Annotated in this window: 22 protein-coding genes and 1 pseudogene; 11 read left to right on the plus strand and 12 right to left on the minus strand. The window is 58.5% G+C overall.

Annotated features, from left to right (window positions below; translation table 11 throughout):
• Positions 1 to 31: 31 nt before the first annotated feature.
• The gene (locus tag JG743_RS16475; protein ID WP_202291595.1) at positions 32 to 2,287 is read right to left on the minus strand and encodes a CHAT domain-containing protein; all 2,256 of its coding nucleotides are present in this window, start codon (positions 2,285 to 2,287) and stop codon (positions 32 to 34) included.
• Positions 2,263 to 2,571, minus strand: coding sequence for a hypothetical protein (locus JG743_RS16480; protein ID WP_202291597.1), 309 nt, complete (start codon positions 2,569 to 2,571; stop codon positions 2,263 to 2,265). The genes JG743_RS16475 and JG743_RS16480 overlap by 25 nt, the downstream gene beginning before the upstream one ends.
• Before the next feature lie 362 nt (positions 2,572 to 2,933).
• Here JG743_RS16480 and JG743_RS16485 point away from each other — a divergent pair, with 362 nt between their 5' ends.
• From JG743_RS16485 to JG743_RS16495, 3 genes are all read left to right on the plus strand, one after another.
• Positions 2,934 to 3,968: an extracellular solute-binding protein gene (locus tag JG743_RS16485; RefSeq protein ID WP_202291599.1), complete on the plus strand. Its 1,035-nt coding sequence runs from the start codon at positions 2,934 to 2,936 to the stop codon at positions 3,966 to 3,968.
• A 110-nt stretch (positions 3,969 to 4,078) separates the two neighbouring features.
• Positions 4,079 to 5,506: an amidase gene (locus JG743_RS16490; protein ID WP_202291601.1), complete on the plus strand. Its 1,428-nt coding sequence runs from the start codon at positions 4,079 to 4,081 to the stop codon at positions 5,504 to 5,506.
• Positions 5,507 to 5,666: 160 nt separating this feature from the next.
• Positions 5,667 to 6,323, plus strand: a complete 657-nt coding sequence (locus JG743_RS16495; RefSeq protein ID WP_244672808.1) for a TetR/AcrR family transcriptional regulator — start codon at positions 5,667 to 5,669, stop codon at positions 6,321 to 6,323.
• Positions 6,324 to 6,733: 410 nt separating this feature from the next.
• Here JG743_RS16495 and JG743_RS16500 read toward each other — a convergent pair whose 3' ends face one another.
• The gene (locus JG743_RS16500) at positions 6,734 to 7,141 is read right to left on the minus strand and encodes a nuclear transport factor 2 family protein (RefSeq protein ID WP_202291607.1); all 408 of its coding nucleotides are present in this window, start codon (positions 7,139 to 7,141) and stop codon (positions 6,734 to 6,736) included.
• A gap of 564 nt (positions 7,142 to 7,705) precedes the next feature.
• Here JG743_RS16500 and JG743_RS16505 point away from each other — a divergent pair.
• Positions 7,706 to 7,915 carry a hypothetical protein gene (locus JG743_RS16505; protein ID WP_202291609.1) on the plus strand — a complete coding sequence of 70 codons (210 nt, stop codon included), beginning with the start codon at positions 7,706 to 7,708 and terminating at the stop codon, positions 7,913 to 7,915.
• On the opposite strand, the gene JG743_RS16510 is transcribed toward JG743_RS16505, so the two are convergent.
• Entirely contained in the window at positions 7,912 to 9,267 is a 1,356-nt protein-coding gene (locus JG743_RS16510) for an FAD-binding oxidoreductase (protein ID WP_202291610.1), read from the minus strand. The genes JG743_RS16505 and JG743_RS16510 overlap by 4 nt on opposite strands.
• Between JG743_RS16510 and JG743_RS16515 the strand changes: the two genes are divergently transcribed.
• The 4 genes and pseudogenes from JG743_RS16515 (at position 9,266) to JG743_RS16530 (ending at position 12,332) form a co-directional block, all read left to right on the plus strand.
• Positions 9,266 to 9,427: a hypothetical protein gene (locus JG743_RS16515; protein WP_202291612.1), complete on the plus strand. Its 162-nt coding sequence runs from the start codon at positions 9,266 to 9,268 to the stop codon at positions 9,425 to 9,427. The genes JG743_RS16510 and JG743_RS16515 overlap by 2 nt on opposite strands.
• 101 nt (positions 9,428 to 9,528) lie before the next feature.
• Positions 9,529 to 10,101, plus strand: a pseudogene (locus JG743_RS16520) (TetR/AcrR family transcriptional regulator); the annotation flags it as partial.
• A 128-nt stretch (positions 10,102 to 10,229) separates the two neighbouring features.
• Positions 10,230 to 10,799: a DUF2569 family protein gene (locus JG743_RS16525; RefSeq protein ID WP_202291613.1), complete on the plus strand. Its 570-nt coding sequence runs from the start codon at positions 10,230 to 10,232 to the stop codon at positions 10,797 to 10,799.
• Positions 10,800 to 11,051: 252 nt separating this feature from the next.
• Complete coding sequence (locus JG743_RS16530) at positions 11,052 to 12,332, plus strand: tyrosine-type recombinase/integrase (RefSeq protein ID WP_202291615.1); 1,281 nt, start codon at positions 11,052 to 11,054, stop codon at positions 12,330 to 12,332.
• A 9-nt stretch (positions 12,333 to 12,341) separates the two neighbouring features.
• On the opposite strand, the gene JG743_RS16535 is transcribed toward JG743_RS16530, so the two are convergent.
• The 3 genes from JG743_RS16535 to JG743_RS16545 all read right to left on the minus strand — a co-directional run bounded on the left by JG743_RS16535 (position 12,342) and on the right by JG743_RS16545 (position 16,656).
• Complete coding sequence (locus JG743_RS16535; RefSeq protein WP_202291617.1) at positions 12,342 to 13,238, minus strand: hypothetical protein; 897 nt, start codon at positions 13,236 to 13,238, stop codon at positions 12,342 to 12,344.
• Positions 13,239 to 13,726: 488 nt separating this feature from the next.
• The gene (locus JG743_RS16540; RefSeq protein WP_202291619.1) at positions 13,727 to 14,758 is read right to left on the minus strand and encodes an AAA family ATPase; all 1,032 of its coding nucleotides are present in this window, start codon (positions 14,756 to 14,758) and stop codon (positions 13,727 to 13,729) included.
• A gap of 788 nt (positions 14,759 to 15,546) precedes the next feature.
• Positions 15,547 to 16,656, minus strand: coding sequence for a hypothetical protein (locus JG743_RS16545; protein WP_202291627.1), 1,110 nt, complete (start codon positions 16,654 to 16,656; stop codon positions 15,547 to 15,549).
• Positions 16,657 to 16,746: 90 nt separating this feature from the next.
• Here JG743_RS16545 and JG743_RS16550 point away from each other — a divergent pair, with 90 nt between their 5' ends.
• Positions 16,747 to 16,968 (plus strand): helix-turn-helix domain-containing protein, encoded by a 222-nt coding sequence (locus tag JG743_RS16550; protein WP_202291629.1) that lies wholly within the window; start codon positions 16,747 to 16,749, stop codon positions 16,966 to 16,968.
• Positions 16,969 to 17,274: 306 nt separating this feature from the next.
• Here JG743_RS16550 and JG743_RS16555 read toward each other — a convergent pair whose 3' ends face one another.
• The 3 genes from JG743_RS16555 to JG743_RS16565 all read right to left on the minus strand — a co-directional run bounded on the left by JG743_RS16555 (position 17,275) and on the right by JG743_RS16565 (position 18,507).
• Positions 17,275 to 17,658, minus strand: a complete 384-nt coding sequence (locus JG743_RS16555) for a hypothetical protein (RefSeq protein WP_202291631.1) — start codon at positions 17,656 to 17,658, stop codon at positions 17,275 to 17,277.
• Between the two features lie 86 nt (positions 17,659 to 17,744).
• On the minus strand, positions 17,745 to 18,209 hold the full coding sequence (locus JG743_RS16560; protein WP_202291633.1) for a DUF6602 domain-containing protein: 465 nt from the start codon (positions 18,207 to 18,209) through the stop codon (positions 17,745 to 17,747).
• A gap of 97 nt (positions 18,210 to 18,306) precedes the next feature.
• Positions 18,307 to 18,507, minus strand: a complete 201-nt coding sequence (locus JG743_RS16565; protein ID WP_202291642.1) for a hypothetical protein — start codon at positions 18,505 to 18,507, stop codon at positions 18,307 to 18,309.
• Positions 18,508 to 18,632: 125 nt separating this feature from the next.
• On the opposite strand from JG743_RS16565, the gene JG743_RS16570 reads away from it, so the two are divergent.
• Positions 18,633 to 19,676, plus strand: coding sequence for a hypothetical protein (locus tag JG743_RS16570; RefSeq protein WP_202291644.1), 1,044 nt, complete (start codon positions 18,633 to 18,635; stop codon positions 19,674 to 19,676).
• A gap of 357 nt (positions 19,677 to 20,033) precedes the next feature.
• Positions 20,034 to 20,951 carry a three-Cys-motif partner protein TcmP gene (locus tag JG743_RS16575; protein ID WP_274608482.1) on the plus strand — a complete coding sequence of 306 codons (918 nt, stop codon included), beginning with the start codon at positions 20,034 to 20,036 and terminating at the stop codon, positions 20,949 to 20,951.
• Here JG743_RS16575 and JG743_RS16580 read toward each other — a convergent pair.
• Both JG743_RS16580 and JG743_RS16585 read right to left on the minus strand, forming a co-directional pair.
• Positions 20,906 to 21,652: a DUF5131 family protein gene (locus JG743_RS16580; RefSeq protein ID WP_202291648.1), complete on the minus strand. Its 747-nt coding sequence runs from the start codon at positions 21,650 to 21,652 to the stop codon at positions 20,906 to 20,908. The two genes, JG743_RS16575 and JG743_RS16580, sit on opposite strands and share 46 nt — an antisense overlap.
• A gap of 301 nt (positions 21,653 to 21,953) precedes the next feature.
• A complete protein-coding gene (locus tag JG743_RS16585; RefSeq protein ID WP_202291650.1) occupies positions 21,954 to 22,508 on the minus strand; it encodes a hypothetical protein in 555 nt (184 codons plus the stop codon).
• Positions 22,509 to 22,515 lie beyond the last annotated feature (7 nt).

Here is a 22,515-nt window from a genome sequence, read left to right on the forward strand (position 1 = left end):
GCCAGAACCAGTTTGAAGCCGAGCCAGGCCTCTACTGCGTCACCACCTGAAGATTGGCGTTGCCGTAGAAAGTGTAGGCCAGGTAGGTCGGATCGCCGGTCTCGTAGAAGCGCTTGCGCACTCCTTGCAGGATTTCAGCGAGATAGACCGGCCCATCCTTGAGCCGGGTGGCGATGCCGCCGTAGAAATCGCTCGAGAAGGCGGCCGCGGCGCGATCGGTCAACGGCCACATGCCGCCGATGAAACCGGAAGCGCCGCCCGCCAGCACCGCGGGACCCCAGCCCTGCACGAAGCCGCCGAGCATCTGCGAGCGCCCGCTGTCGCACGCATTGAAGAAGTAGAAGGGATTGCCCTTGCCGTGCGCGGCCGTGACCAGCGCGCGCCAGGTGTCGGGATCGAGCGATTGGTCGACGAGGTCGATGGCGAAGACCGGCCGGCCGCTGCTTGGCTGGTTGATCTCGCCATGGCCGGAAAAGTGGATGAAGCCAGTCGAGACCTCGCCGACGAGTTTTGTGAAAGAGACGAAATCGCCGTCAAAGCGACGATAGCCGGCAAGCTTGCTGAGCGCCTCGATCTCGACCTCCTGGAACGGCAGCGACTGCTTGTCGGCATAGGAAGGCGCCACCGCGGCGACGCCGGTGAAGGCCAAATGGTCGAGTGGATTGTCGATCTGCGAGGAGGTGCTGCGCGGCGCCCAGCGCGCCAGCCGGTAGCCCATGCCGAGGAAGCCGTCCTGCGTTGCGCCGTCCTTGCTGCGCGGGCGGATCAATTCCCAGGGCAGCGTCGGGCTGTTCGAGGTGATCTGGATCGAGCGCAGTTCGCCCTTGTCGCGCAACGACCAGAAGACATCCTTGAAGACGCCCGGCACATAGTCGCGGTAGAGCGCATCGCCGAATCCCTCGGCGGCGAGCGTGACGAAGCGCTTTTGCGCTTCCGGGTCGGTGCTTGCGGCCGGCTGCTGCAGGGAGACAGCGCCGCGCAGGTTGAGGCCAAGCTGCAGCAAGCGGTGGTATTCGGACTCCAGCCAAGCCGCCATTTCGGGCGGCGTCGAGAAACTGTCGGTCACCGGGCCGGCCAGATGCGGCGAATGGATGATGATGCGTCCCGGGCCGAGCCCGTTCGGATCGTCATAGAGGATGGTGACGTCGAGATCGGGCACGCTGGCGGCGCCACCGGGTTCGACATTGCCGGTCAATGTCTGCCTTGGCGCCGAGGCAAGCAGCATGGTTGGGGCAGCGGCTTCGGCGCCGGCAGCGGGTGTCCGCGTCCGCGCTATGGTGACCGGCCGCGACGCCGAGCCGAGGAAACGTCCGGCGCTGTAAATGCGGGCGATGAACTGGCCGGGCTTGCTGTCCTGGCCGATCGGGCGCGCCTTGAGCTCGAAGCGGACGAAATCGCTGTCGCCTTCGTGATAGAGCGTGGTCGCCCGGCTCCATTTGCCGCCATCGGCGAGATCGAAACCCGAGGCGAAGAGATCGATGTCGATCGGCCATTGCTCGGTGCCCGCTGGCATCACCATGTCGAGGGCGCCGTCCTCGGTCACGCTGGAACCGGGCGCCGGCTTCACCCTCACCTCGGGCGTCAATTGCTCCTCGGTCAGCGCGATCGATACCGTCACCGCTTCGCCGGCCACCACCTCGTCCGGCGCATCGATAGTCGGGTGCCGGACGACCTCCTCCGTCGCCGGTGCCGGGGCAGGGGGCAGGGGCGGAGCACCGTCACCGGGATCGATCTCCGTGTTGCCGGCGGGCGGCGCGCCAGCGCTGGTCGACGGCTGGTCCTGGGCCGAGGCCTTGGCAGCTTCCGCGGCGCGCTCCATTTCGGCCCTGAGCGCTTCCTGCTCAGCCCGCACTTGTTGCTCATAGGCTTCGCGCTGGGCCTGCTCGCGCTTGTATTCCTCGTAGGCGGCTGCCTCTTCGGCCCCGCTTTGGGGATGGCCGGTCTCCGGAGCTACGTCCAACGGATACGGCTCCTGACTGCCGCTGTCCCAACCACCGCCGCTGCTGGAACTGCCGCCGCCGGCAAAACCGGCGCCGCCGGAACCACCGCCGCCGGCGGAACCTGCGTCGCCACTGCCGCCGCTGCCCGAGCCGTCATTTCCGAAGCCGGCTGGGCCGTCGTAACCGCCGTCATTTGCCCCGCTCTCGGTCGGCGCCGCGGTTGCGGGCGCGCTGTCCATCCGTGCCATTGCATAGCGCTGGTCGGCCAGCCAGATATTGGCGACCACCAGCGCGAGCACGCCGAACATGCTTGCGAGAACAATCAGGATGACAGTTTTGGCGCGCATATACCCAAGCCCTGTCGTGCGGAATTCGTCCCCGTTGGCATCATCTCTTGAAGGCTGGGCGTGATGGACTGCATCCCGGTTCGGTACTCGCCATCACCCAGCAGCCGGACGGTAAAGCCTGTCTGCCGCAAGCCTATCCGCTCGGAGCTGCCATCGGCATTGGCGATGGCCGGTGCGCCGTCATAGACGGGACTGCTGACAGCCAAGGCGAGGCGCTCCTCACCGCACGCGGCGGAGACGAGCGCCATGGTCGTCAGCAGCACGGTCGCCAGAAAAAGGCGCATGACCCCCTGATCCAACCCTGCAAGCCGCGGTTGCTCTCGCCTAGGCTTGCCCCAATCCTTCAATGCCCTCGTCCTTGACGATACCATGACACGTTTGCCGGCGCATCGGTGGATTGGTCCCGCTCGCCGACGTCTGCACGACGTCGCTGGCGGGCACTTTGCCAATTGCGCTTTCAACCGTCGAACCATGGTCGGTGCCCGCTAGAAAGATGTTGACTGTATATTTAGTCATAGTTATCCCTGACGATGACGATCGAGTTGGCCAGCAGGCTCCGCCGGTGAATGGCCACGCATGAGAGGGAACTATCTTCATCGGACCTGAGGCTGCATTCGCGGCCGGTCCCAACAATGGGAGAAACAGCATGAACTGGAAATCGACCGCGACGGCCGCCGGGCTGTCGCTGATGGCCGCGACAGGCATGGCCCACGCCGATGGCGAGCTCAACATCTACAATTGGGGCAACTACACCAACCCCGACCTCATCAAGAAGTTCGAGGCGACCTACAAGGTCAAGGTGACCGTCACCGACTACGACTCGAACGACACGGCGCTGGCCAAGGTGCGCCAGGGCGCTTCGGGCTACGACATCGTCGTGCCATCGGCCAGTGTCATGCCGATCTGGATCAGCGAAGGGCTGCTGCTGGAAACCGACCCCAACAAGATGGAGAACTTCAAGAACGTCGATCCGAAATGGGTCGACGTGCCGTTCGATCCAGGCCGCAAATATACCGTTCCATGGCAGTGGGGCACGACCGGCGTCTCGGTGAACAAATCGGTGTATTCCGGCGATCCGAACACGTCGGCCATTTTCCTCGACCCGCCCGCCGAGCTCGTCGGCAAGATCAACGTCGTGCCGGAGATGGGCGACATCCTGTTCCTGACCATCTCCTATTTCGGCGGCGAATACTGCACCGACGACAAGCAGGTGCTGAAGAAGGTGCGCGACAAGCTGGTCGAGGCCAAGGCGAAATGGCTTTCCTTCGACTACGCGGCCGTCGACGGCCTCGGCAGGGGCGACATCGCTGCCGGCGTGAACTGGAACGGCATATCGCTGCGCGAGCGGCTGGAGAACGACAAGATCGTCTACGGTTATCCCAAGGAAGGCTATCCGATCTGGATGGACAATGTCGCGGTTCTCAAGGACGCCAAGAATGTCGAGAACGCCAAGCTGTTCCAGAACTTCATCATGGATCCGCAGAACGCGGCGATGATCTCGGCCTTCGCCCACTACGCGAACGGCATCAAGGGATCCGAGCCGTTCCTGCCGAACGACATGAAGGGGGCGCCGGAAGTCGATGTCCCGGCTGAATTCGCCGCCAAGGGCAAGTTCATGCCGACCTGTCCGCCGGACGTGCAGGCGCTCTATACGAAAATCTGGACCGATCTCCAGAAATAGCCCCGCCGAGACCGTTCCGGCCAAAGACGCCGGACCGCGACGCCACGCGCGGCCCGGCTGTCATTGCCCCTTCCTGCCAAGCGCGGTCGGCGGACCGCAGGAGACTGCCCATGACCAATCTCGATCTCTGCTACATGCCGGCCAGCGAGGCGCTGCGGCTGTTCAAGGCAAAGCAGCTCTCGCCCGTGGAGCTGATGCAGGCGATCATCGACCGCGCCGAGGCCACGAAGGAGACGATCAACTGTTTCACCTTCACGCATTTCGAGGAGGCGATGGATCTGGCCAGGAAAGCCGAGGCTAAATATGCCAAAGGCGCTCGGACCGGAGCGCTCGAAGGCCTGCCGATCGGCATCAAGGACGAGAGCTATATCAAGGGCAAGCCGACATCGCATGGCTCGCTGCTGACCAGGGATGCCGTATGCGGCCATACCTCGACGATGAACGAGCGCATCATCAAGGCTGGCGGCATCGCGCATGCGCGCACGGCGACGCCCGAATTCAGCTGCGCCGGCTACACCTGGTCGAGGCGATGGGGCGTCACCCGCAACCCGTGGAATCCGGATTTTACGCCCGGCGGTTCGTCCGGGGGTGCCGCAGCGACGCTCGCCTCGGGCACATCCGCGATCGCGACCGGTTCGGATATCGCCGGGTCGATCCGCATCCCGGCGTCGGCTTGCGGCCTTGTCGGCTTCAAGCCGCCATACGGCCGCAACCCGGACGAGCCGCCATTCAACCTGGACTTCTATTGCCACACCGGGCCGCTGGCCCGGAACGTCAGGGACGCGATCCTGCTGCAGAACGTCATGGCGGGACCGAGCCCATTGGATATCGCCACGCTTCGCCCGAAGCTGCGCCTGCCGCTCGACTACAAGCCGATCAAGGGCTGGAAGATCGCGTTCTCGATGGACCTCGGGTCGTTCGAGGTCGATGCCGATGTGCGCAGGAACACGCTTGCCGCGTGCGATGTCTTCCGCTCGCTCGGCGCCACGGTCGAGGAAGTCGATCTGGGCTGGGGCGACGAGGTGCTCAAGGCTGGCATGACCTATCTCGAGCATCTCTTCGGCGCCTCGCTGTCGCAACTGCTCGAGGAGCATGGCGAGGACATGACCAGCTATGCGCGCAGGTTTGCCGAGGATGGGCAGAAGTCGAAGGCGATGGACTTTGTCGGAACCCTGGAGGTGGCGGCCCGGATGTATCAGACATTGGGTCCGTTGCTTGAAAAGTACGATGTGCTGATCTGCCCGACGAACGCTATCCCCGCGGTGTCCGCCGAGTTCGATCAGACCACGGACACTGTCGAGATCAACGGCAAGCAGGTGAACCCGTCGCTGGGCTGGGTGATGACGACCCCGTTCAACATGATGAGCCGTTGCCCTGTGCTTTCCATGCCGTCGGGCAGGGCGGCGAGCGGCGTGCCGACAGGCATCCAGATCGTCGGCCGCACCTATTGCGACGCCGATGTATTTCGCGCGGCGATGGCTTATGAGACCGCGCAGGGCCAATGGTTTGGCAGTGCCGGGACACGCCCTTCGCTTTGAGCAGTGGGAGGTCCGGCTGGTTCCCTCGCGTCGGCTATGGCGGGCCGGCGCCCGATATTCCAGAATGGCGGCGCGGGCCGGGGTTTGCGCCGCGAATTCGAAAGGCCGGATGAAAATGGCTGAACGCAAGGCAACGGCAACGGCCGGAAAACGGGGCGCAATGGCGGAGGGCAGGAGTTCGGCGAATGATGCCGCCCCCAGGGACCGTCGGCGCGAGCGCGGCGAGGCGAGCGTCCAGCGCATCATCGACGCCACGATCGACCTCATCGCCGAGGAAGGCCTGGCGAGCGTCACCATGCAGCGCATTGCTGAGCAGGTCGGTTCGTCCAACGCGCTCGTCGTCTTCCATTTCCGCAGCAAGGAGAACCTGTTTCGGGCCGTCCTTCAATATCTCAGCGACCAGTATGACGCGCTGTGGGCCACCTTGGTGCGGGCACCCGGACTGTCGCCGGTTGAAAGGCTGCTGGGCGCCGTCGACTGCGCGCAACGCTTCGCGCGGCAGCATCCGAAATGGGTTTCGGTCTTCGTCGTGTTCTCCAGCGATCGCAAGAGCATGCAGATCTACAACGAGATCGGCCTGCCCAGCGACCTCGCCTACACCGCCGAAGCGCGCGAGCTGCTGATAGAGATTTCACGCAGCGGCGGCTACGCCGGCGTCGATATCGACACGCTGTCGGAGAGCCTGAATTATCTGGTTCACGGCGCATGGTATTGGGATCACCTGAACCCCTCCAGCCGTGACACCAATGTGCTGCGCAAGACCATGCTGCTCCTGCTGCATCAGGCATTTCCACGGCACTTTGAATTGATGCGCTAGGTCTTGTCAGGAGTTCCGCCGGAGGTGGCAGCCGGCCTGGCGTTTTTGCGCCAGCGCGTTGCCGCATTTGTGACATGTGGTAACCACAGGGACACGCCAGCACGCCCGGGGCGCTTCGGCGGTGTCGGCACCGGCCGACCAGAACTCGCGCTAGGGCGCTGTATTTCGAATTTGGGCCTACATCATATAGGGCGGATAATACCACTCCAAAACCTTGGCTTCCTCGGCTGGCGTCATCGGACGAAATTCCCATGAGTCCGTTCTCGCGATATAGCGTCGCCAAACGGGCCTGCCCGCTGGGTTGATGTCTTGATGCCAGTCAGCAAAGCCCAACAGGGGCCACAGCGATTGTCGGATCGATCGAAGCCGTAGTGCCGTCGTGCGCATTGGATGACCCCACCGATAGCCTTTTACGCCCAGAATGCCTCCCAGGCGTGGAGGTCGTAGATATACTCCCGGCCGTCCATCACCTTGCCGTCCTTGATGTCGAAGACGATGCAAGTGAGCCCATCCAGCCGTTTGCCGTTCCGCTCAGCGGTATCGCGATGAACGGCGACCACTGATCCGTCGTCGCTCTCCGTTACGTGCAAAAGGTGGGACTTAAGCGTCCCGTGGGTTTCGCTCCCCAACCGGCCGAAGTGGCCAAAAATCGCTTCGTGGCCCTTGTAATCTCCGGCGAGCGAACTCTTCCCCGGACTATGCCACGTGCAGGACTCGTCGATCAATCGCGAGAGCGTATCCATGTCTCCCGCGTCGAATGCCGCATAGCCGCGCCGTACGAGCTCCGAGTTCTGATTTCCTGGTGATACCTCTGCCATAAACTTCCCTCGCGTTGCTGGTCCAACCGTGCTGGGTCGCGTGACAAACTGAACAGCGTCGGCCCAACTCCCGGCTGGCAAATCATAGGCCATTCATTGGAATATTCAATTTTGCTAAAATGCTTCGGAACCAAGATTTAGGCGACCGCGCCTTTGCGGGGGAAGCATTTCCGCGGCGGAAGGGGCGGCCCGGCATTGTGGCGGGGTAGGCCAGCAAGTGCCGAGCCTGACCGGCGTGGGGGCAATCGGCGGGCGCCGGCTATGAGAGATATACGCGCCCGCTAATGTATGGCGGAACACAATCAAATGGACGAAGGACGCAACTAAAAGGTGGAGCATGACCGACGGACACGGCGCCGCCGTTGATTTGCTCTGGCCGGAGTCAACTGCTGCGCGGCCGCCACCCTCTCACCGGGTCCGAAGCCCATGAGCAGCAAACATTCAAACAGATGCTAGCTCGATAGAACGCACGCCGAATTCGCAACCAATTCAAGGCGCAACGCTGCAATCGGTATAGCGTTGCGCGAAAGGGGTAAGCGCAGGGGTAGCGGCTATGCTAACCAGATGCCAATCAACGAGAGTACAAAGCTTCAGCAGCGCGATCCAAAAGGCGAAACGGGTATCGTAAAAAAGCGTGTCTCGAATACCGGCAAAGAGCACCCAATCCGGATGATCGGTTATCTCGCGAGTGATGTGCGATGGCGGGCCGAAGGGGTATTTCTTCGTGTCGGAATAGTCGTCAAACAGCTTCCCGAAAAAGCCCGCCACGTCTAGGCGGGGGGGATGTTCACGTTATGATGGAAAATGTTGTTGGGGTCATAACGCGTTTTCAACTGCCGGAGTTTTGCGAGGTTTTGACCATAGGCGGCCAACGCTGCCGCGCCAGAGTCCTCGTCTGCTCCTAAATAGTTGGCATAACGGCGCATGCCAGCAAAGGGCTTGAGGGCATCGAAGCTCGCGCGTCCCCAAGCGATGGTGCGATCCGCATCGGCATTGTCCATCCACTGGCCAAGCACAAGCGTGTTGAAGCCGATGTCGCGGAGCGCAAAGGAGGTAGAATCTACCGGAATGCGCGACGCAAAACCGTGGAAACCTTCCAGCAAGATCGAGCTTGTTGGAACTGGGCAGCGCTCATATGCGGTCACGAGGGCCTCGACCGCGTCATCGTCAAGGCGCGGAAGGAAAGTGGATTTCCAATAGTTGAATGCGCCGGAAGGGAAGCCCGCGTCCAGCATTCCATTGAGTTCCGTATAGGGTATCGGCCCCAGAGCGTCCACCGCCACGGTCCCAAAGCTCCGGATCTGGCGCCCAACGACCTCAGTATCTTCGGCGGAGCCGATATGACAGGAAACGATTGCAACGATCGGGGTGCCCGACCCGTCTGGCGCAGTCGTTAAGGCGGCGACCAGCATCAGGTCGTCCGAGGCGTTTTCGGCAAGGTCGCGGAACCTGCGGAGGACTTGTCTCGCCTCTTGGAATGGAAAGGCAACGATCCCCCCGAACACGACTGGGCCGATGGAATGCAGGCGGAACTCGAAGGAAGCGGCAACGCCGAAGTTGCCACCGCCGCCACGTACCGCCCAAAAGAGATCGGGATTTGCATCGGCGCTCGCCTTCACTACGGAACCGTCAGCGAGCACCAGATCGACAGAGATCAGATTGTCGAGCGCCATCCCGTATTTCGGCATGAGCCATCCAAGGCCGCCGCCGAGGGTAAGCCCGGCAACCCCCGTACTTCCGATCACCCCTCCAGTGGTCGCCAAACCATGTAACTGGGTCTCTCTATTCAACTCCCTCCAAGTCACCCCGCCCTCGACGACGGCTGTCTGGGCGGCGGCATTCACGTGCACTCCTTTCATCAAGGAGAGGTCGATCATGAGGCCATCGTCGACCACCGCACGACCCGCGACGTTGTGGCCTCCGCCGCGTACACAAATCTCCAGACCGGTCGCTTGGGCGTAAAGGACGGCATCGACGATGTCGGCAATACCTCGACAACGGGCAATGATTGCGGGTCGTCGGTCGACGAGGCCATTATGAATCTTCCTGACTTCATCGAAAGTGGGCGCACCGGGCTGGAGAACCGATCCGAGAAAATTGCGCGCAAGTTCTGTCGGGACTTCCATGACGCTTCCCCTCCTGTCCGGCGACCGCGTTCGCCACGGAAGCCACGGCGAGACCGGCGAAGAAAGCAAGCCGTCCGCACGGTTCAGCGCCGGAATTAATAACCAAAGAGATCATGATCCTTGCGACGACCTGATGCAACGGCTGATGTCGCCGCTCTGACGTGAATGGAAACCTCCGAGAAAGGCCGCTCTACGCGTAATACCAGGGCCGCCGCGGTGGTGAAGGAGACGGGGAATCCCTTCTGGCAGGCGGCAAGGCCAAGAGCGAGCGCGGCGGCGGCGGCACTTTTCCGCGAGGCCGGCTATGAGGGCGCCAAGATCGAGACGATCGCCGCGCAAGCCGAGGTCTCGACCGGCACGATCTATAATTACTAGCAGAACAAGGGCGACATCCTCGGCGCCATCGTTTCGATGGAGGTCAACGAGGTGCTGAATGCCGGGCGCGGCGTCGTCGCCAGCCCGCCGGCCAATGTCGGCGATGCGCTGGACACGCTGCTCGGCATCTATATCGAGCACTCGCTGCATTATCTCAGCAAGGAGATGTGGCGGCAGGCGATGGCGATATCGACGCAATTGCCGGACAGCCCTTTCGGCCAGGCCTACACGGCACTCGACCGCGCACTGACCGAGCAAATCCGCGCTCTCATCGCCCGCCTGCAGGCGATCGGCCTGGTGCGCGCCGACATCGACGGGGCAGCGCTCGGCGAACTGATCTTCAACAACATGAACATGATGTTCATCGAGTTCGTTAAGCGGGAGGAGGCGAGGATGCCGGAGCTGCGGGCGGCGATACGACGGCAGAACCGGATACTGGTGGCGGCGATTGGGGTGTGAGGGAGTCAGCAGCAGGCAGGAATGCGGCCGTCTTAGCTGCTACCAGGGCTGTCGCCGTCAACTTTCCCTTGAGTTGAAATTGAAATCTGATACATCTTATACGTGCATCAGAAGCGGGGGAAGGGTAAATGGGGGCGTTTTCTATTTGGCATTGGGCCATAGTGCTGCTGGTTGTCGGCGTGCCCGTTTTCTTTGCCATTCGGTCGGCTGCAAAACCTGCCGAGAAGCCTGCTGCTCTTGTGGGCTTCGGTGGCTGGCTTCTTCTGCTAGCAATCGGTCAGACCCTGTCGCCATTGCGCTCACTTGTGGAACTGGGTTCGTCGAGCGAAGGCTACCAGCAACTCATGTTGCTGCCCAATGGTCCCTTGACCGTCTATGGGGAGATTGGGCTTTTGTTGGTGTTTCTGCTGCTGCAGGTGGTTGTGCTCGTCGCCATGTGGCGGCGCAGTCCCCGCTTCAAGCAGCTCTTCCTGTACCAATGGATGGCGATCCCGGTTGTGTTCATCCTCGACACGGTCTGGGTTTCGATTGTTCTCGGCGCTCCCATGAGCCAGGTTCTGACTGGCGACGCGGTCGCAACACCCATCCTGTCGTTCGTCCTGACGGGGATTTGGGTTGCCTATGTCTACAAGTCCGTTCGGGTCAGGAACACTTTTGGAGGAGCAGCGGCCAGCACTGAGGTCGCGACTGCCTCTTAGCGAGGGTCGGTCGGGTTCAACGCTTCGTATGTCGCTCAATTCTGGTGCCCCCGGCAGGGATCGAACCCGCGACCTTCGGTTTACAAATTTTATGCCAGAGCACCCCAAGGGGTAACGATCCATAACGTTTCTGGAAACAAAAATCAGTAAAATCAACGTATTGACGCCAGCAGAGCATCGGTTTGCATAACGCCCCATAACATGCAATAACGTACCCCAGTTTACCCCTGAGGTTACCCCGGAGCGGAGCCTATGCCGATTTCCATCCCTGGACAGTTCAAAAGAGCCGCAGCATTCATTGACAATTTGGAGCAACCGACCACACGGCAAGAGATACCCGACAGCACTCAGTCCGGGCTCTATCTGGTAGTGCAGCCAAGCGGCGCCTTGTCGTGGGCAGTGCGGACCAAGATTGATGGCAAAGCGGCCAAAGTGACGATCGGCCGCTATGACAAAGAGGGCAGCAAAGACGACCGCATGGGAACTCTGATTTCGCCGACGCAAGCGCTCAACGTTACACAGGCTCGTGCGATCGCCGAACGCGTCCGCAACGACGCGAAGCGCGGCAACGATCCTCGGCAACAGAAGATCGACAAGACCGGTCTTGCCGCGTGGTTCGATGATTTTGTTAAGACCGCTCGCACCACAGGCTTCAAGGGCAGGGCGGTCAAAGCCTCGACGGCTGAAGAGTACGAGCGCATCATCGCGACCAATATCAAGCCGCACTGGACCCACGTTACCGACATCAGGACCCTTGACTATCGCGACGTTGAAAAACTCCTGGACAAGCTGACCCCCGGCGCTCGCCGCAACGCCTTTGCGGTTCTTTCCGCGTTCTTCCGTTGGAAGCCAGTAGCGCGAGCGATCGGCCGCAACATCATCGAGCTTGCCACGGCACCCGGTAAGCCGATCAGCCGCGATCGCGTGCTAACGCACGACGAAATCAAGATCGTATGGAAGGCGGCAGAGAAATGCGGTTATCCGTTTGGTCCCATGACCCAACTGCTCTTGTTGACAGGCCAGCGCCGCGACGAGATGGCTGAACTCAAATGGTCCGAAATTTCTGACGATCTGAGCACGATCACGCTGGAAGCGTCGCGAACTAAGAATTCCCGCCCCCACATCGTACCGATAGCACCGCTGGCTAAGGCGACTATCGAGGCTTTGCCTAGGATCACAGATGCAGACGGCAAGCCCTCCGAATACGTCTTCACCACGACAGCGAAAACGCCATTCAGTGGCTTCAGTAACGGCAAGAAAGCGCTAGACAAGCATTGCGGCGAACCGGCTTTGCCTGAATGGCATCTGCACGACCTGCGCCGTACGTGCGCCACGGAACTTGCACAACTTGGCGTCAAGCAAGAAGTGACCGAAGCAATCCTAAACCACAAAACTGGCAAAGTGAGCGGGGTTGCCGCCATCTATAACCGCTACGAGTACCAGGATGAAAAACGCGAGGCTTTGAAGCAGTGGGCAAGCCGTATCCAGGCCCTCATTGCAGACAATGTGACATTGCTAAAAAAGCATGCCTAGCTTGCGCCCCTAGTCGGCATCGTTCCCACGGGTGTGATAGCGAGCTTTGTCCGGAGCAATGACAACGCGGGTTTCCGTCGCCTCTCTTGTCGGGTTGATCGTCCTGTTCCGGGAAGCGGTAGTGTAGCGATGGCAAAACCTCGTGTAGCGAGGACACCCATATCCGTCGTCGTAGTACGCTATGCCCCACACATAGATGTTGTGGTCAACAGCTTCGAAGATTTCCTTTATGGGGATTCTATGGGCGTTGTAGCACCCCTGCCGCATGCTCCCGTTGGGATGAACGACGCGCTCGGTTTCGGATCGGCCTCCAGGCGTTTGGAAGTCCGCCCGGCGGTATTTGGGTTCCACGTTTCTTTCAGACATTTCCATGTAGACGAATAGTGACACGTTCCGTGCAGGCAATTTGCCGACGTTTTGAAGTAATACGTGCCCCATAGCCTCAGTAGTCCCGATCAGTTGGTTGATCCCGTCGGGAACGACAGCGAGGTAAGCCCGCAGTTCGCGTTTGGAGGTTTGCTCGGCGTGGGCGAGCGTTTTATTGGCAGCTATGGCTCCCGTTTCGGTGTGCTTGGCAGCCCTTCGCGCATATATCGCAGCTGCGACAGCGGCAGCGAAGGTTAGGCCACCTATAAGAGTTCCTATGCCAGCCCACATCGCGGACTGCTGGGCCGCGTCCGCAGCCTTCCATTGAGCACACAAATCTGAGTTGCGGTTGTCCACGCCCGCTCGGCATGGGGACTGGTATTCGGCCGCCTGCTGGCTTTGACCTGGCGTGCCGAAAGACAGGTCTGATTGTTGGACAACAACTTGTCTGATGGGCTCTCGCTCATCGGGGGGCAATGCTGCTCCTAGAAGAACCGCCCCGGAAGCCACAATGACAATATGCCGATAGCGATTAAACATCGAAAGCCCCCCCCCGGCTGCCGACACAAATTACGCTCGGTTTTGCGAATGTCGAGCCCGGCCCGTCGAGCGGGCAGATTTACCCGCCCTATTACCCGACATACCAGAACGGCACCGTACTCTGTCCGTAAGTGGCTGAGGCTAATGCGAATTCTGTCGGTTGAGCATCAATTCTCGGATTTGCGGCTCAGAGTACCTCGCTCCCGGAGGCCCCCTGCGGCAGGAGGCTAGGAAGGGGTTGAATGGCCCGGCCCCATCCCCGGGGAGGTTCCCCCAGGCCCCTCGGTGGGCCCCGGCCGTCGATGTGGGGCCCCACCGCGTGGTGCAGGAAGGTTTCAAAATTCTTTGTTCTCTCCACGTGTCCTTGCGCTCCTTCGCTGTCCCACTGTCCCACCCCCTTTAAAAAGGGGGTTTGGGACACTCGTGGAGACAGGCGCGGATAGGTTTTTTTGGCGGGACGTTATTCTGTCCCGTGTCTCTGTCCCAGGCTAAGATGGTTGCCGGCCCCCTGTCAGTAACCGTTGAACCGAACTCTTGGATTTGCCTACCAAGGACCCGATTTGGCGGACAGTGTTCCCTGCGGCTGCCAGCTCTTTGACTTGCTGAATTTGGACACTCTTGGGCAAGGATTTCATGTCCCAATAGCCTACGTTGTTCTCTTCGCGAAATTGTGCCTCAAAAGGTTCGGCATCTTCGCCGAAGAAACCGCGATGTTTTTCGAAGTGGATCTCAAATCGGCTCCCGTCGCTTTCCTTGTAGCCCTTTGGTTGGCACAGCTTTATGACCGTATCGAGCGGGTCTTCGCGCTTAGAGGTTCCGCGCTGGGTTCCACTCTTTCCGGCGTGATGGACAAATAGCACTGTCACTCTGTGCCGACGGAGCATGAGTAGCCAATCTTGTACGGGTGCCCATGCATCATCCGTGTTTTCGGACCCAGTACGCGTCAGCGTCGACAGGTTATCTAAAATCAACAAGTCGGCTTGGGTCGGACCTCCTAGATCCAATGCCTTATTTACGGCCTCTCGGCCGGATGGATCATCGCTGGCAAGGTCGGGAATACCCTGTTCTTGAAGGTCAGCCGCAAACAGACGCAGAAAACCAGGCTTTGGTTGGACCTTGAGGCCAGCTACCATCCAATTGACGCGTTCCTGCAAGTCAGCAAAGGCCATTTCGCCGTCGACATAGAGCACACGGCGCGGGCATGGGACCTTCCAGCGTAGGAAGTCAGTTCCAGTTGCGACCGCGATTGCAACGCCCAGACTAAAGAAGGTCTTTCCGACCCCTCTTTTCGAAAATATTTCGACCAACCCTTTTTCGGGAATTATGGGCTCCATTATTTTCTTGCGGCGAGGAACAACCTTGGTTGACCATTCATCCCAGTCGAGAATGACGTAACCCGGGGGGGCGGGAATAGAAGCTTTCGAAGAACCCGGCTGCAGGGCAGGTCGAAGCGACTTAGCGGAGGCATTTGGTCTTCCAGCATCCTGTTGCCGGGTGGCGGCTGCCTGAACTGTCGTCATTGGTGGCAGCCCTTTTGCACTAATCCAGAACCGGCCCTGCGCGTCTCTTCCCACGTGGCTAGATCACTCTCCAGCCAATAGCGATTTCTTCCAATGTATAAGGGCTTGGGAAAGCCGAGGTCGCTTCGAAGCCATCGCCATAGGGTCATCAGGCTGATGGAATAGCGCTCCGCCACCAGTGAGGCAGGTAGAAAGTGGGCTCTCGGACTATTGCTTGGGATGTGGGCCTGGCCCGCGTCGTAGACCATTTTAGCCTTCCATGGTGCAGCACTGCCAGATCGCAGGCACCGTCATTGCTCTAAGAATTGAGTTCATCGAAATCTCCTATCACCATCGCGAGATTTGCCGTGCGGCTCTCTGTGTCGGCATTTGATCGTCGCTACGTGCGAAAGGTAGGAAGTTTGAAACGCCGTTCAAGGGCATTAACTTGTTGATTTCTTTATCGTTTAAACGCGAAATGGATAGTGCGGACCAGACCGTGCTGGCGGCTCAATGGGGCCAAATGGTGCGGTACTGTCCCGCTCGTCATAACCAGGGGCGAGCAGATTTCAGCACAGCGTTAGCCATGCTTTTCCCCGTCGCCGGCAGCGTCCAGCTTCTAGCCCCCATTGCCAGTCCGCAAAATGCCATTGGGGCTATGGATTGGCTCTATTTATCCACCATTAGAGATTTGAATTTGCAGCCAAAGAGGGGCTTTTTGGGCACTGCATCAGGACGATCTTCAAGCGGCCTTGGAGCGCTGCCTGATCGTCGTTCGTCACCCCTTCGCCCTTCACTGCGTGGTTTACTTATTGCACCCCCGCTGATGTTTGGAGAGTTCTAGGCTGACCCCCAATTGTGACGTGGACTTTGCCATCTGCACCGGGGGTAGGATTATTCTTCTGCGCCCACGCAATCGCGTCAGCAGGCGTTTTGAAGTCCGGGAGTGCAATTGGATCTGAAGTTATTGAAGCCCCTCCTAGGCCTTCTGTGACCGCCTGAATGGCATCCTGGCCGGATTGCAAAATCGACTTTCCGGTCTCTGCTGCATGGCTCAGGATCAACAGCATGAGGCCTGCAATGATCCACGCGGTAATCCGTATAGAGGGCAAGAGACTGGCCGTGTGAACGTCGGCAACAGACGGTCGATTTCCTTCGGCAAGGTATTTTGCGCCAATCTCGTTGGAAAGTTTGGTTGGCTCGTTGGAAAGTTTGGTTGGTCTCTGAAGTTTTCGCCAGTATTCCTGGTTCTTTGGGAACTCTCTCCAAAAGCCATCAATCGCGGTCCGCAAGGAAGGCCAATCGTCAATCTGGCGCGCAACGGTCTCTTGGAATGCCTCGGTCTCTTTCAGATAGGGGCCTGACGTCAGGATGCGGCTGCTAGCCAAGTGCAGCTTCAATCCGTTAGTGTCTTCAAGCACTGTAATTGGCCCGTAAAGAAAGTGCCGGGTGATATAGCGCCGCGTAAGAGCGCCATTTGAGAAGACGTCGCCAATGTCAAACAGGACATCTCGTATCCATCGTAAGATCTCATCCTTAAACAGAACTAGAGCCGCGACAAGAAACAACCCAGCTTGGGCCTGGCGGGAGAGGGTCCAATCAACGGCGTAGGAAGCTGCAAGGACGAAGGCGACGCCGATTAATATTTTAGGCAAGTGTCTTATTAGCGCTGCGGGAAGTCTCAGTACGTCGATGACCAAGGCTGCCATCCGGCTAAATAGCACTAGGAGGGCAGTGCTTTCGCCCCATCGTTCGCTTTGCCCCTGAGCCCAGAGGGCAAACATCACTGCCTCGATGGCCGCCTTTTGATCTGGCGTCTGCTTAGCGATGCCACTTGCGGCAATGGCACCCTTAAAGTCGGTAGATTGGATTTTCTCCGTGAACTGGTCCGGGCGGCCAAACGGCCAATCGGTGGACATTCTAGTTAGCCTCCGGTTTCGGGGCGAGCTGCTCCAATTTTGTTCAGTATATCGAGGTGTATATCTTGAGCAACTGGGTTCGTTTCCCGCATGGATTTGCGGGACGTGCTGGCTGCTAATTTACGTCGACTGAGACATGCAAGGGGGCTGTCGCAGGACGATTTGGCATATGAGGCCCAGGTCAGCCGGAGCTATCTCAGCCAGATCGAGAAGGGCAAATATTATGCGAGCCTCAGGATCATCGAGCAGCTCGCCGTGGTTCTGCAAGTCGAGCCGTGGGAACTCTTGAAGGGCCCGGGGAATGGGCATTAGCAGCATACATCTAAGATCGTGTCAGTGGCCTTCGACGTTGGCCCGTATCAAGATTTGGGTTATGGGCGTCGAATTCGAACAAGCGGAATGCCAAGGACGATTTGGTGCGAAATGCAGCACACCAGTAAGGTTAGAAGACTGGCTAGAGACGACTAACCGGAAACCGCTAAAAGCCTTGGAAATGAGGGGCTTTCGAAGACTTGGCGGACGGAGTGGGATGCCAATTCTCGGCGTACGGGATTGATCTTGCTGAATTTTTATCAGCTACGGCATCGCCTATACCAAGGATTGGACCAAGAATTGAAATCACCGCCCATCGTCGTCGCCCTGCGGTTTTTGCGCAAGCCTGAAGCTGGCCGCTCGGTTGTAGTGCTCGACGTCGACCGGATCGAAAAAGTCTCGTCGGTAGAAGAAGCTATCGGGAACATCCTTGGCTTCCCCTCCTTGTGCCTCCACCATTGGAATTAAACTCTCCCTAGCAACTTTGAGCGCGAGCCCTTGAACCAGCGAATTCAAAACCACCGGCATATCCATCAAAAAGCGCCAAAATCCGTTGGTGCTGATTGGAGAAGTGCGCTCATGTGGTTCTCTATAAACCATATGTTGCAGAAACAGCCCGCTGCCTTCATCCAAGACACATAAACCGTCAACGTGAACCTCGCCCATTTTTCTGGTGACAGTGTCGAACATTTGGGAGAGGGTTTTTTCGCTGGGTCCTTCGTAGCCAAATATAAAGAAGCGCGGAGGCAGGCTACCAGAATATTGCTGATGCGCGACTAGCTCTCTTGGTCTTGGCACCAGCGGCCTAAGATATTGCTTATTAGGCTTGCCATCTGATGTTTTGCAAAGGGACTGGATACGGGAGAATTTTTATTAAACGCGTCTGCGAGCTCTGTTGTGTCTATGCGGGTTTTGACTTCAATGACCCCGTAGACCATCTCTACAGGATATACCTGCCATGCTTCGGACGTATAGAACGGAGCGTTGTTGATCGCATCATAGATGATGATGTCACACTGGGCGCTCTGGTCTATCTTTTCTCCTCCGGATACCAAGAACCCAGTTCCGATCCCAAATTTGGGCGGCAGATAACTGCGTAGCATTCGAACGAGATGGGTTTCGTTTAGGCGACCAATTTCGCCACGATGGGACGTGAGTGAACTGAAATATTCTCGCTCTAGCCGCAGCTTCGCTATGTTGCCTGCCATCAGTTTTTCGATATTGAATTCGAACGATGCCATGGCCCGCCCCGCTTTTCCCCGCAGTTCTCCGCGAGACTTATCGCACAACGTAATTGGGCGGCCAATGGCCCCAATTTGCAGTCACGCAGTGTTCAGATCAGAACGCTGTGCGAGCCCTCGATCGCCACGACGGCGAGATCGCGATAGCGGGCCATGGCCCTATGGCCGCCGCGCGGGGGTATTGGCCGTCTTCTTGATAGTTTCGTGTGGACTGGTGCGCCAGGTGCGCCGCGAAGCTCACCGCCTCGGCGATCTTCTCGATGTCGGATGCGTCGGCAGGGCGCAGTTTTTTCGCCATGGAAGTCCTCCGTTGATGGTGGACAGTCCAGTTATCGCGACGACAAAAAAATGCAACTCTGGCTTACAATGCCTCGAATGCGAGTTCGGGATGAGCGATCAGATTGACAATCGGGGAGGCGGGCTTTGACAGTCGACAAAGTTTATTCCAAGGCCGACAAGCGCCGGAAGCGTCCCATCGACAGATTGAGAGAAGGTGCGGGCGTGATGGACGTCGGCGATAGCAGTGAAGGTGCAGTTGTGGGCATGGTGCCGACCAGGAAATCGCTTTTAATAATCAAAGAGCGCGCGGTCTACGCGCTACAGCTTGCGGATCAGGTGGATCCAAAACGGAAGAACATTCACGTCCCTAACAGCATGCAGCTTGTCGCTAAATCTGGCTCGCAGTCGAACGAGGTAAGGCGAACCCTATCGACTGCGGAGGCGCTGTTCACGAAATCCTTTTTTCCATCCGATGAAACTCGTGAGGCCTGTTTAGAGGCTTCAATTGCGACAATGAAGGAGCTCCTTGCGACTGCGCAAATAGCAGCTCAATTCAAGACCGATCAGGAAGCGGCCGAGCAATCCTATGAAGGGGTGCCCAAGTCCCGAGCACTGCGGCTTCCAGCGGTCACCGAAGTCGAGAGCCGGGCGAAGAACTTTATCTTGAAGGCTGAGAGCACCCTTCAATCCATTTTCGATATTGCCCGGGTCTTTTATGTGGAGGAATTGGCGAAAAAAGGGTGGCCCGATAATCTGGTTGTTGCTGTTGAAAAGAGAGCCGGGAGCGACGCGAATTTCACGAAATTTGCACGCGCTCTGGCCGACTTCATCAAATTAATACGGAACGCTCGCCATTGCGTTATTCACCAGGACGAAACGAAATGGCTTGAATTGTCCGACTTCCGGTTGACCCCACAGAATACCGTTAACCCACCGTCGATTGCGATCGTCCACCCCCATACGCCGATGAATGAAGTCCCGCTGCTCGCGTTTATGACGGACGTCGTAGACAAGATCGGTGAAGGTGCCGAGCAGCTTATGGCGCATTTAGCAAGTGCCCATATGGAGCGGGTCGGCAAGCTTCCAATCGTTCTAAATTTTGTGCCTGAAGAGCAACGGCGAAAAGACACGCAAGTTAGATACGGCTATTTCATCCTGATGGGTGACGAGTGGGTTAAGCTTGGCTAGGCCGGACGGTGCGCGATACGGGTCCGAAGTTCCACCTAGGCGACGCTGCGCGGGGCTCTTGAGGTCAGCCTTCGAGGCTCCCAGGCGTGGCTCTACCATCTGGGGTCAGCGATCCGGCGCGCTGATACGCAGCCCAATTCCGGTGTCGGGTCTACGAACAGAATTTCCATCGTTTAGCTCCGTTGTCACAAAAGGCCCAAAAGCCGTCACAACGTGAGCAAAAACGGTCGCGGGGAGCAAATTGGAAATGAGGCTTTGTTTCCAACTGCTTTCCGCTATTTTTCCAATCGCGTGTCGGAAGAGTAGACGCAGGCGTTTCAATACGCGTATGAATAGAGAGCTTTGGGGGCGTTGCCATTGACGTCGCACATATTTGGGGGGCCTGACACCCCGAAGAAATTGCGGTGCTTGCAAAAGTATTTGCAAGCCTTCGCGATCGCTTTGCGAGACCAGCAATTTGCTTGCGTCTACATCGATGCGTTCGCCGGGTCAGGGTCGCGAACGGAAGTCCGCCCGGGCATCCCGCTCTTTGGATCAGAACTTGCCGAACCGGAAGAGGTGACGACACCGGGGTCAGCCAGGATCGCCATCGAAATCAATCCTCCGATGCACTCAATCGTGTTGATCGAGCAGGATAGCGCTCGCTTCGCGCAGCTCCAGGCGTTGAAAGCTGAATATCCAGACCGTCAGATAATTCCTCGGCAGGGCGATGCCAATGAACTTGTCCAGCGCCTTTGTCGAGGCATGAAGTGGCGAGGATCAGAGAAGATCGGTCGCGGCGTTCGTGGCGTCATTTTCCTCGATCCCTATGGGATGGAAGTGTCGTGGGCTACGGTGAAAGCCATCGCAGATACCGAGGCTTTAGACTGCTGGTATTTTTTCCCCCTTTCCGGCCTGTATCGAAACGCCCCTCGCGACCCGACGAAGCTTAGCTCTGGAAAGCAGGCGAGCCTCGATCGGGTTCTTGGTGCCACGGATTGGCGTGAGCGCTGGTACGATCACAAGAATACCTCTCGGGATATGTTCGAGGACGCCGATCAGGCTATTCGACGCGCCGACGTGGACGCTATCGAGAGGTATGTGAAGGAGCGTCTGCAGACCGCGTTTAAGGGCGCGGTGCTTGATCCTGTTCGGCTGCACCATAAAAACGGACCACCGCTTGCGTCACTCTTTTTTGCGGTCTCAAACCCTAGCCCGCCAGCGGTCGCCCTCGCGACGAGAATGGCCTCTCACATCCTCAGTTCGGGCAGATCGTCCCAAACCCGGTCGCGGTAAACCCGACCGGTCGCCTTCTTGTTCCTTCCGCCCCATTGCTTGAAAAAGAATGCCGCGTCCGCGTCGGTGCACCGGTCGAATATCTCGTCCACCCATCGTGTTTCGAGCGGCCTTGCATTCGGTCCACTTTCCCCGCCGACGATCGCCCAGTGTATTCCCTTGAGGTTGGCGTCCTGGACGGACCCGATCAGCGGCTCAAACGAAACAAATCTCACTGCCGCTGGCACTTCCCGCAAGTCATCAAGCCGATGAAGGACGCGGCTATCTTCGACGCTAGTACCAAGCCAAACGTTGGGCAGTTTCGGCAGGGCAGGAACGATTTCCTTCATCCGGTCCGGTCGCTTTGTGAGAATTTGGTATGTGTGGTGCTGCGTGTCGGCCATCACGGTCCAAACCTCTGCGATGAATTCAGGCGGCACGTCCTGATGAAAAAGGTCCGACATCGAGTTTACAAAAACTCGCCTTGGCCGCTTCCAACCGATTGGGATCGAAAGCGAGGCTTTGTCGAGCCTGATTTGGCCTGTCCACTTGGCACGGCCGCCGGTTTTCCGGGTGAGGCCGGAATACTTCTCGGCCCCCATGGCTTCAAGGCGAGCAGCCATCCTCATTGCGTAGCAGTTGGTGCATCCAGCTGAGAGGATTGTGCATCCGGCAACCGGGTTCCAAGTTGCATCCGTCCATTCAATCGACGTTTCAGCCACAGATCACCTTGCCCACTTCGCCGAAGAGACTGACACAAATAGTGTAAATGCATGTCTAAGGCTTTTTTCGGGGGATCAGCACACAAGCCCTTCGTATTCCGACGCCCTTCCTCGCTATAACGACGGCGTGTCTTAGAAAGAGCAGGAGACGCGAGTTGAGAAAGGCCGAAGTTGCACTGATATTCTGTTCTCTCGGCTCTGGGGCATGTGCCGGGTTTCATAAGACGGCAGCAACAGCAACGAAAACACCCCGTTCGTTGAGATTGGCGAATGCTCTCGAATTAACTGACGCCCGGCGTGCCTAACCTATTCCCAAATCGGCGGCATAGCCTCTGGCGAAAATCATAGCTTCGCGAGCGATATCAATGGCTCGTACCCCCCGAGGCTCGTTGAATACGGCATTCGCGCGGGTCTTCACTGGACGCAATTGCAGGCCGCCCTCGTGGCCAACTGTCCAGTTCGAACTCCCCGACGAAATTGAAACCACGCCGTTATTTACGATCATCTCTTCAATGTAGACAGGTTTGGATGGATCTTCCGGACCTATAGTCATAGCTTTGACCTCACCCACGGTGGAGCTGCCTTCGGCGTGCGCCTCGGAATTGCGCGCTTCCCAAGCGTAAGTGAGCGTTTGGTCTGCCACGCGGGTCGAATGCCTCGTTTGCCTTATATGCTGGCGCTGCGTTTCATCCGCGAAGTGGTTCATGACTTCGACTGCGCGTCGCCATTTGATAAGGAAGTCCTCCCAACTCTCCTGTTTCCGATGAACATCGGCAATGATGGAGAAGCGTGCCATCTCTTCGGACGCAGCTCGTAGAAGCCGTCGTATCTTTGCCTCGGTCTCTGAATTCGTCATGAGGTTC

This window comes from Mesorhizobium sp. 131-2-1, assembly GCF_016756535.1.
GTDB lineage: Bacteria > Pseudomonadota > Alphaproteobacteria > Rhizobiales > Rhizobiaceae > Mesorhizobium.

Coding starts and splice junctions, on each gene's coding strand:
- JG743_RS16565 (WP_202291642.1), bottom strand. CDS start 18,507: ATGGCGAAAAAACTGCGCCCTGCCGACGCATCCGACATCGAGAAGATC.
- JG743_RS16585 (WP_202291650.1), bottom strand. CDS start 22,508: ATGACGAATTCAGAGACCGAGGCAAAGATACGACGGCTTCTACGAGCT.
- JG743_RS16555 (WP_202291631.1), bottom strand. CDS start 17,658: ATGTTCGACACTGTCACCAGAAAAATGGGCGAGGTTCACGTTGACGGT.
- JG743_RS16475 (WP_202291595.1), bottom strand. CDS start 2,287: ATGCGCGCCAAAACTGTCATCCTGATTGTTCTCGCAAGCATGTTCGGC.
- JG743_RS16535 (WP_202291617.1), bottom strand. CDS start 13,238: ATGTTTAATCGCTATCGGCATATTGTCATTGTGGCTTCCGGGGCGGTT.
- JG743_RS16485 (WP_202291599.1), top strand. CDS start 2,934: ATGAACTGGAAATCGACCGCGACGGCCGCCGGGCTGTCGCTGATGGCC.
- JG743_RS16490 (WP_202291601.1), top strand. CDS start 4,079: ATGACCAATCTCGATCTCTGCTACATGCCGGCCAGCGAGGCGCTGCGG.
- JG743_RS16545 (WP_202291627.1), bottom strand. CDS start 16,656: ATGTCCACCGATTGGCCGTTTGGCCGCCCGGACCAGTTCACGGAGAAA.
- JG743_RS16495 (WP_244672808.1), top strand. CDS start 5,667: ATGGCGGAGGGCAGGAGTTCGGCGAATGATGCCGCCCCCAGGGACCGT.
- JG743_RS16515 (WP_202291612.1), top strand. CDS start 9,266: ATGACGCTTCCCCTCCTGTCCGGCGACCGCGTTCGCCACGGAAGCCAC.
- JG743_RS16540 (WP_202291619.1), bottom strand. CDS start 14,758: ATGACGACAGTTCAGGCAGCCGCCACCCGGCAACAGGATGCTGGAAGA.
- JG743_RS16525 (WP_202291613.1), top strand. CDS start 10,230: ATGGGGGCGTTTTCTATTTGGCATTGGGCCATAGTGCTGCTGGTTGTC.
- JG743_RS16480 (WP_202291597.1), bottom strand. CDS start 2,571: ATGCGCCTTTTTCTGGCGACCGTGCTGCTGACGACCATGGCGCTCGTC.
- JG743_RS16500 (WP_202291607.1), bottom strand. CDS start 7,141: ATGGCAGAGGTATCACCAGGAAATCAGAACTCGGAGCTCGTACGGCGC.
- JG743_RS16505 (WP_202291609.1), top strand. CDS start 7,706: ATGCCAATCAACGAGAGTACAAAGCTTCAGCAGCGCGATCCAAAAGGC.
- JG743_RS16530 (WP_202291615.1), top strand. CDS start 11,052: ATGCCGATTTCCATCCCTGGACAGTTCAAAAGAGCCGCAGCATTCATT.
- JG743_RS16560 (WP_202291633.1), bottom strand. CDS start 18,209: ATGGCATCGTTCGAATTCAATATCGAAAAACTGATGGCAGGCAACATA.
- JG743_RS16510 (WP_202291610.1), bottom strand. CDS start 9,267: ATGGAAGTCCCGACAGAACTTGCGCGCAATTTTCTCGGATCGGTTCTC.
- JG743_RS16550 (WP_202291629.1), top strand. CDS start 16,747: ATGGATTTGCGGGACGTGCTGGCTGCTAATTTACGTCGACTGAGACAT.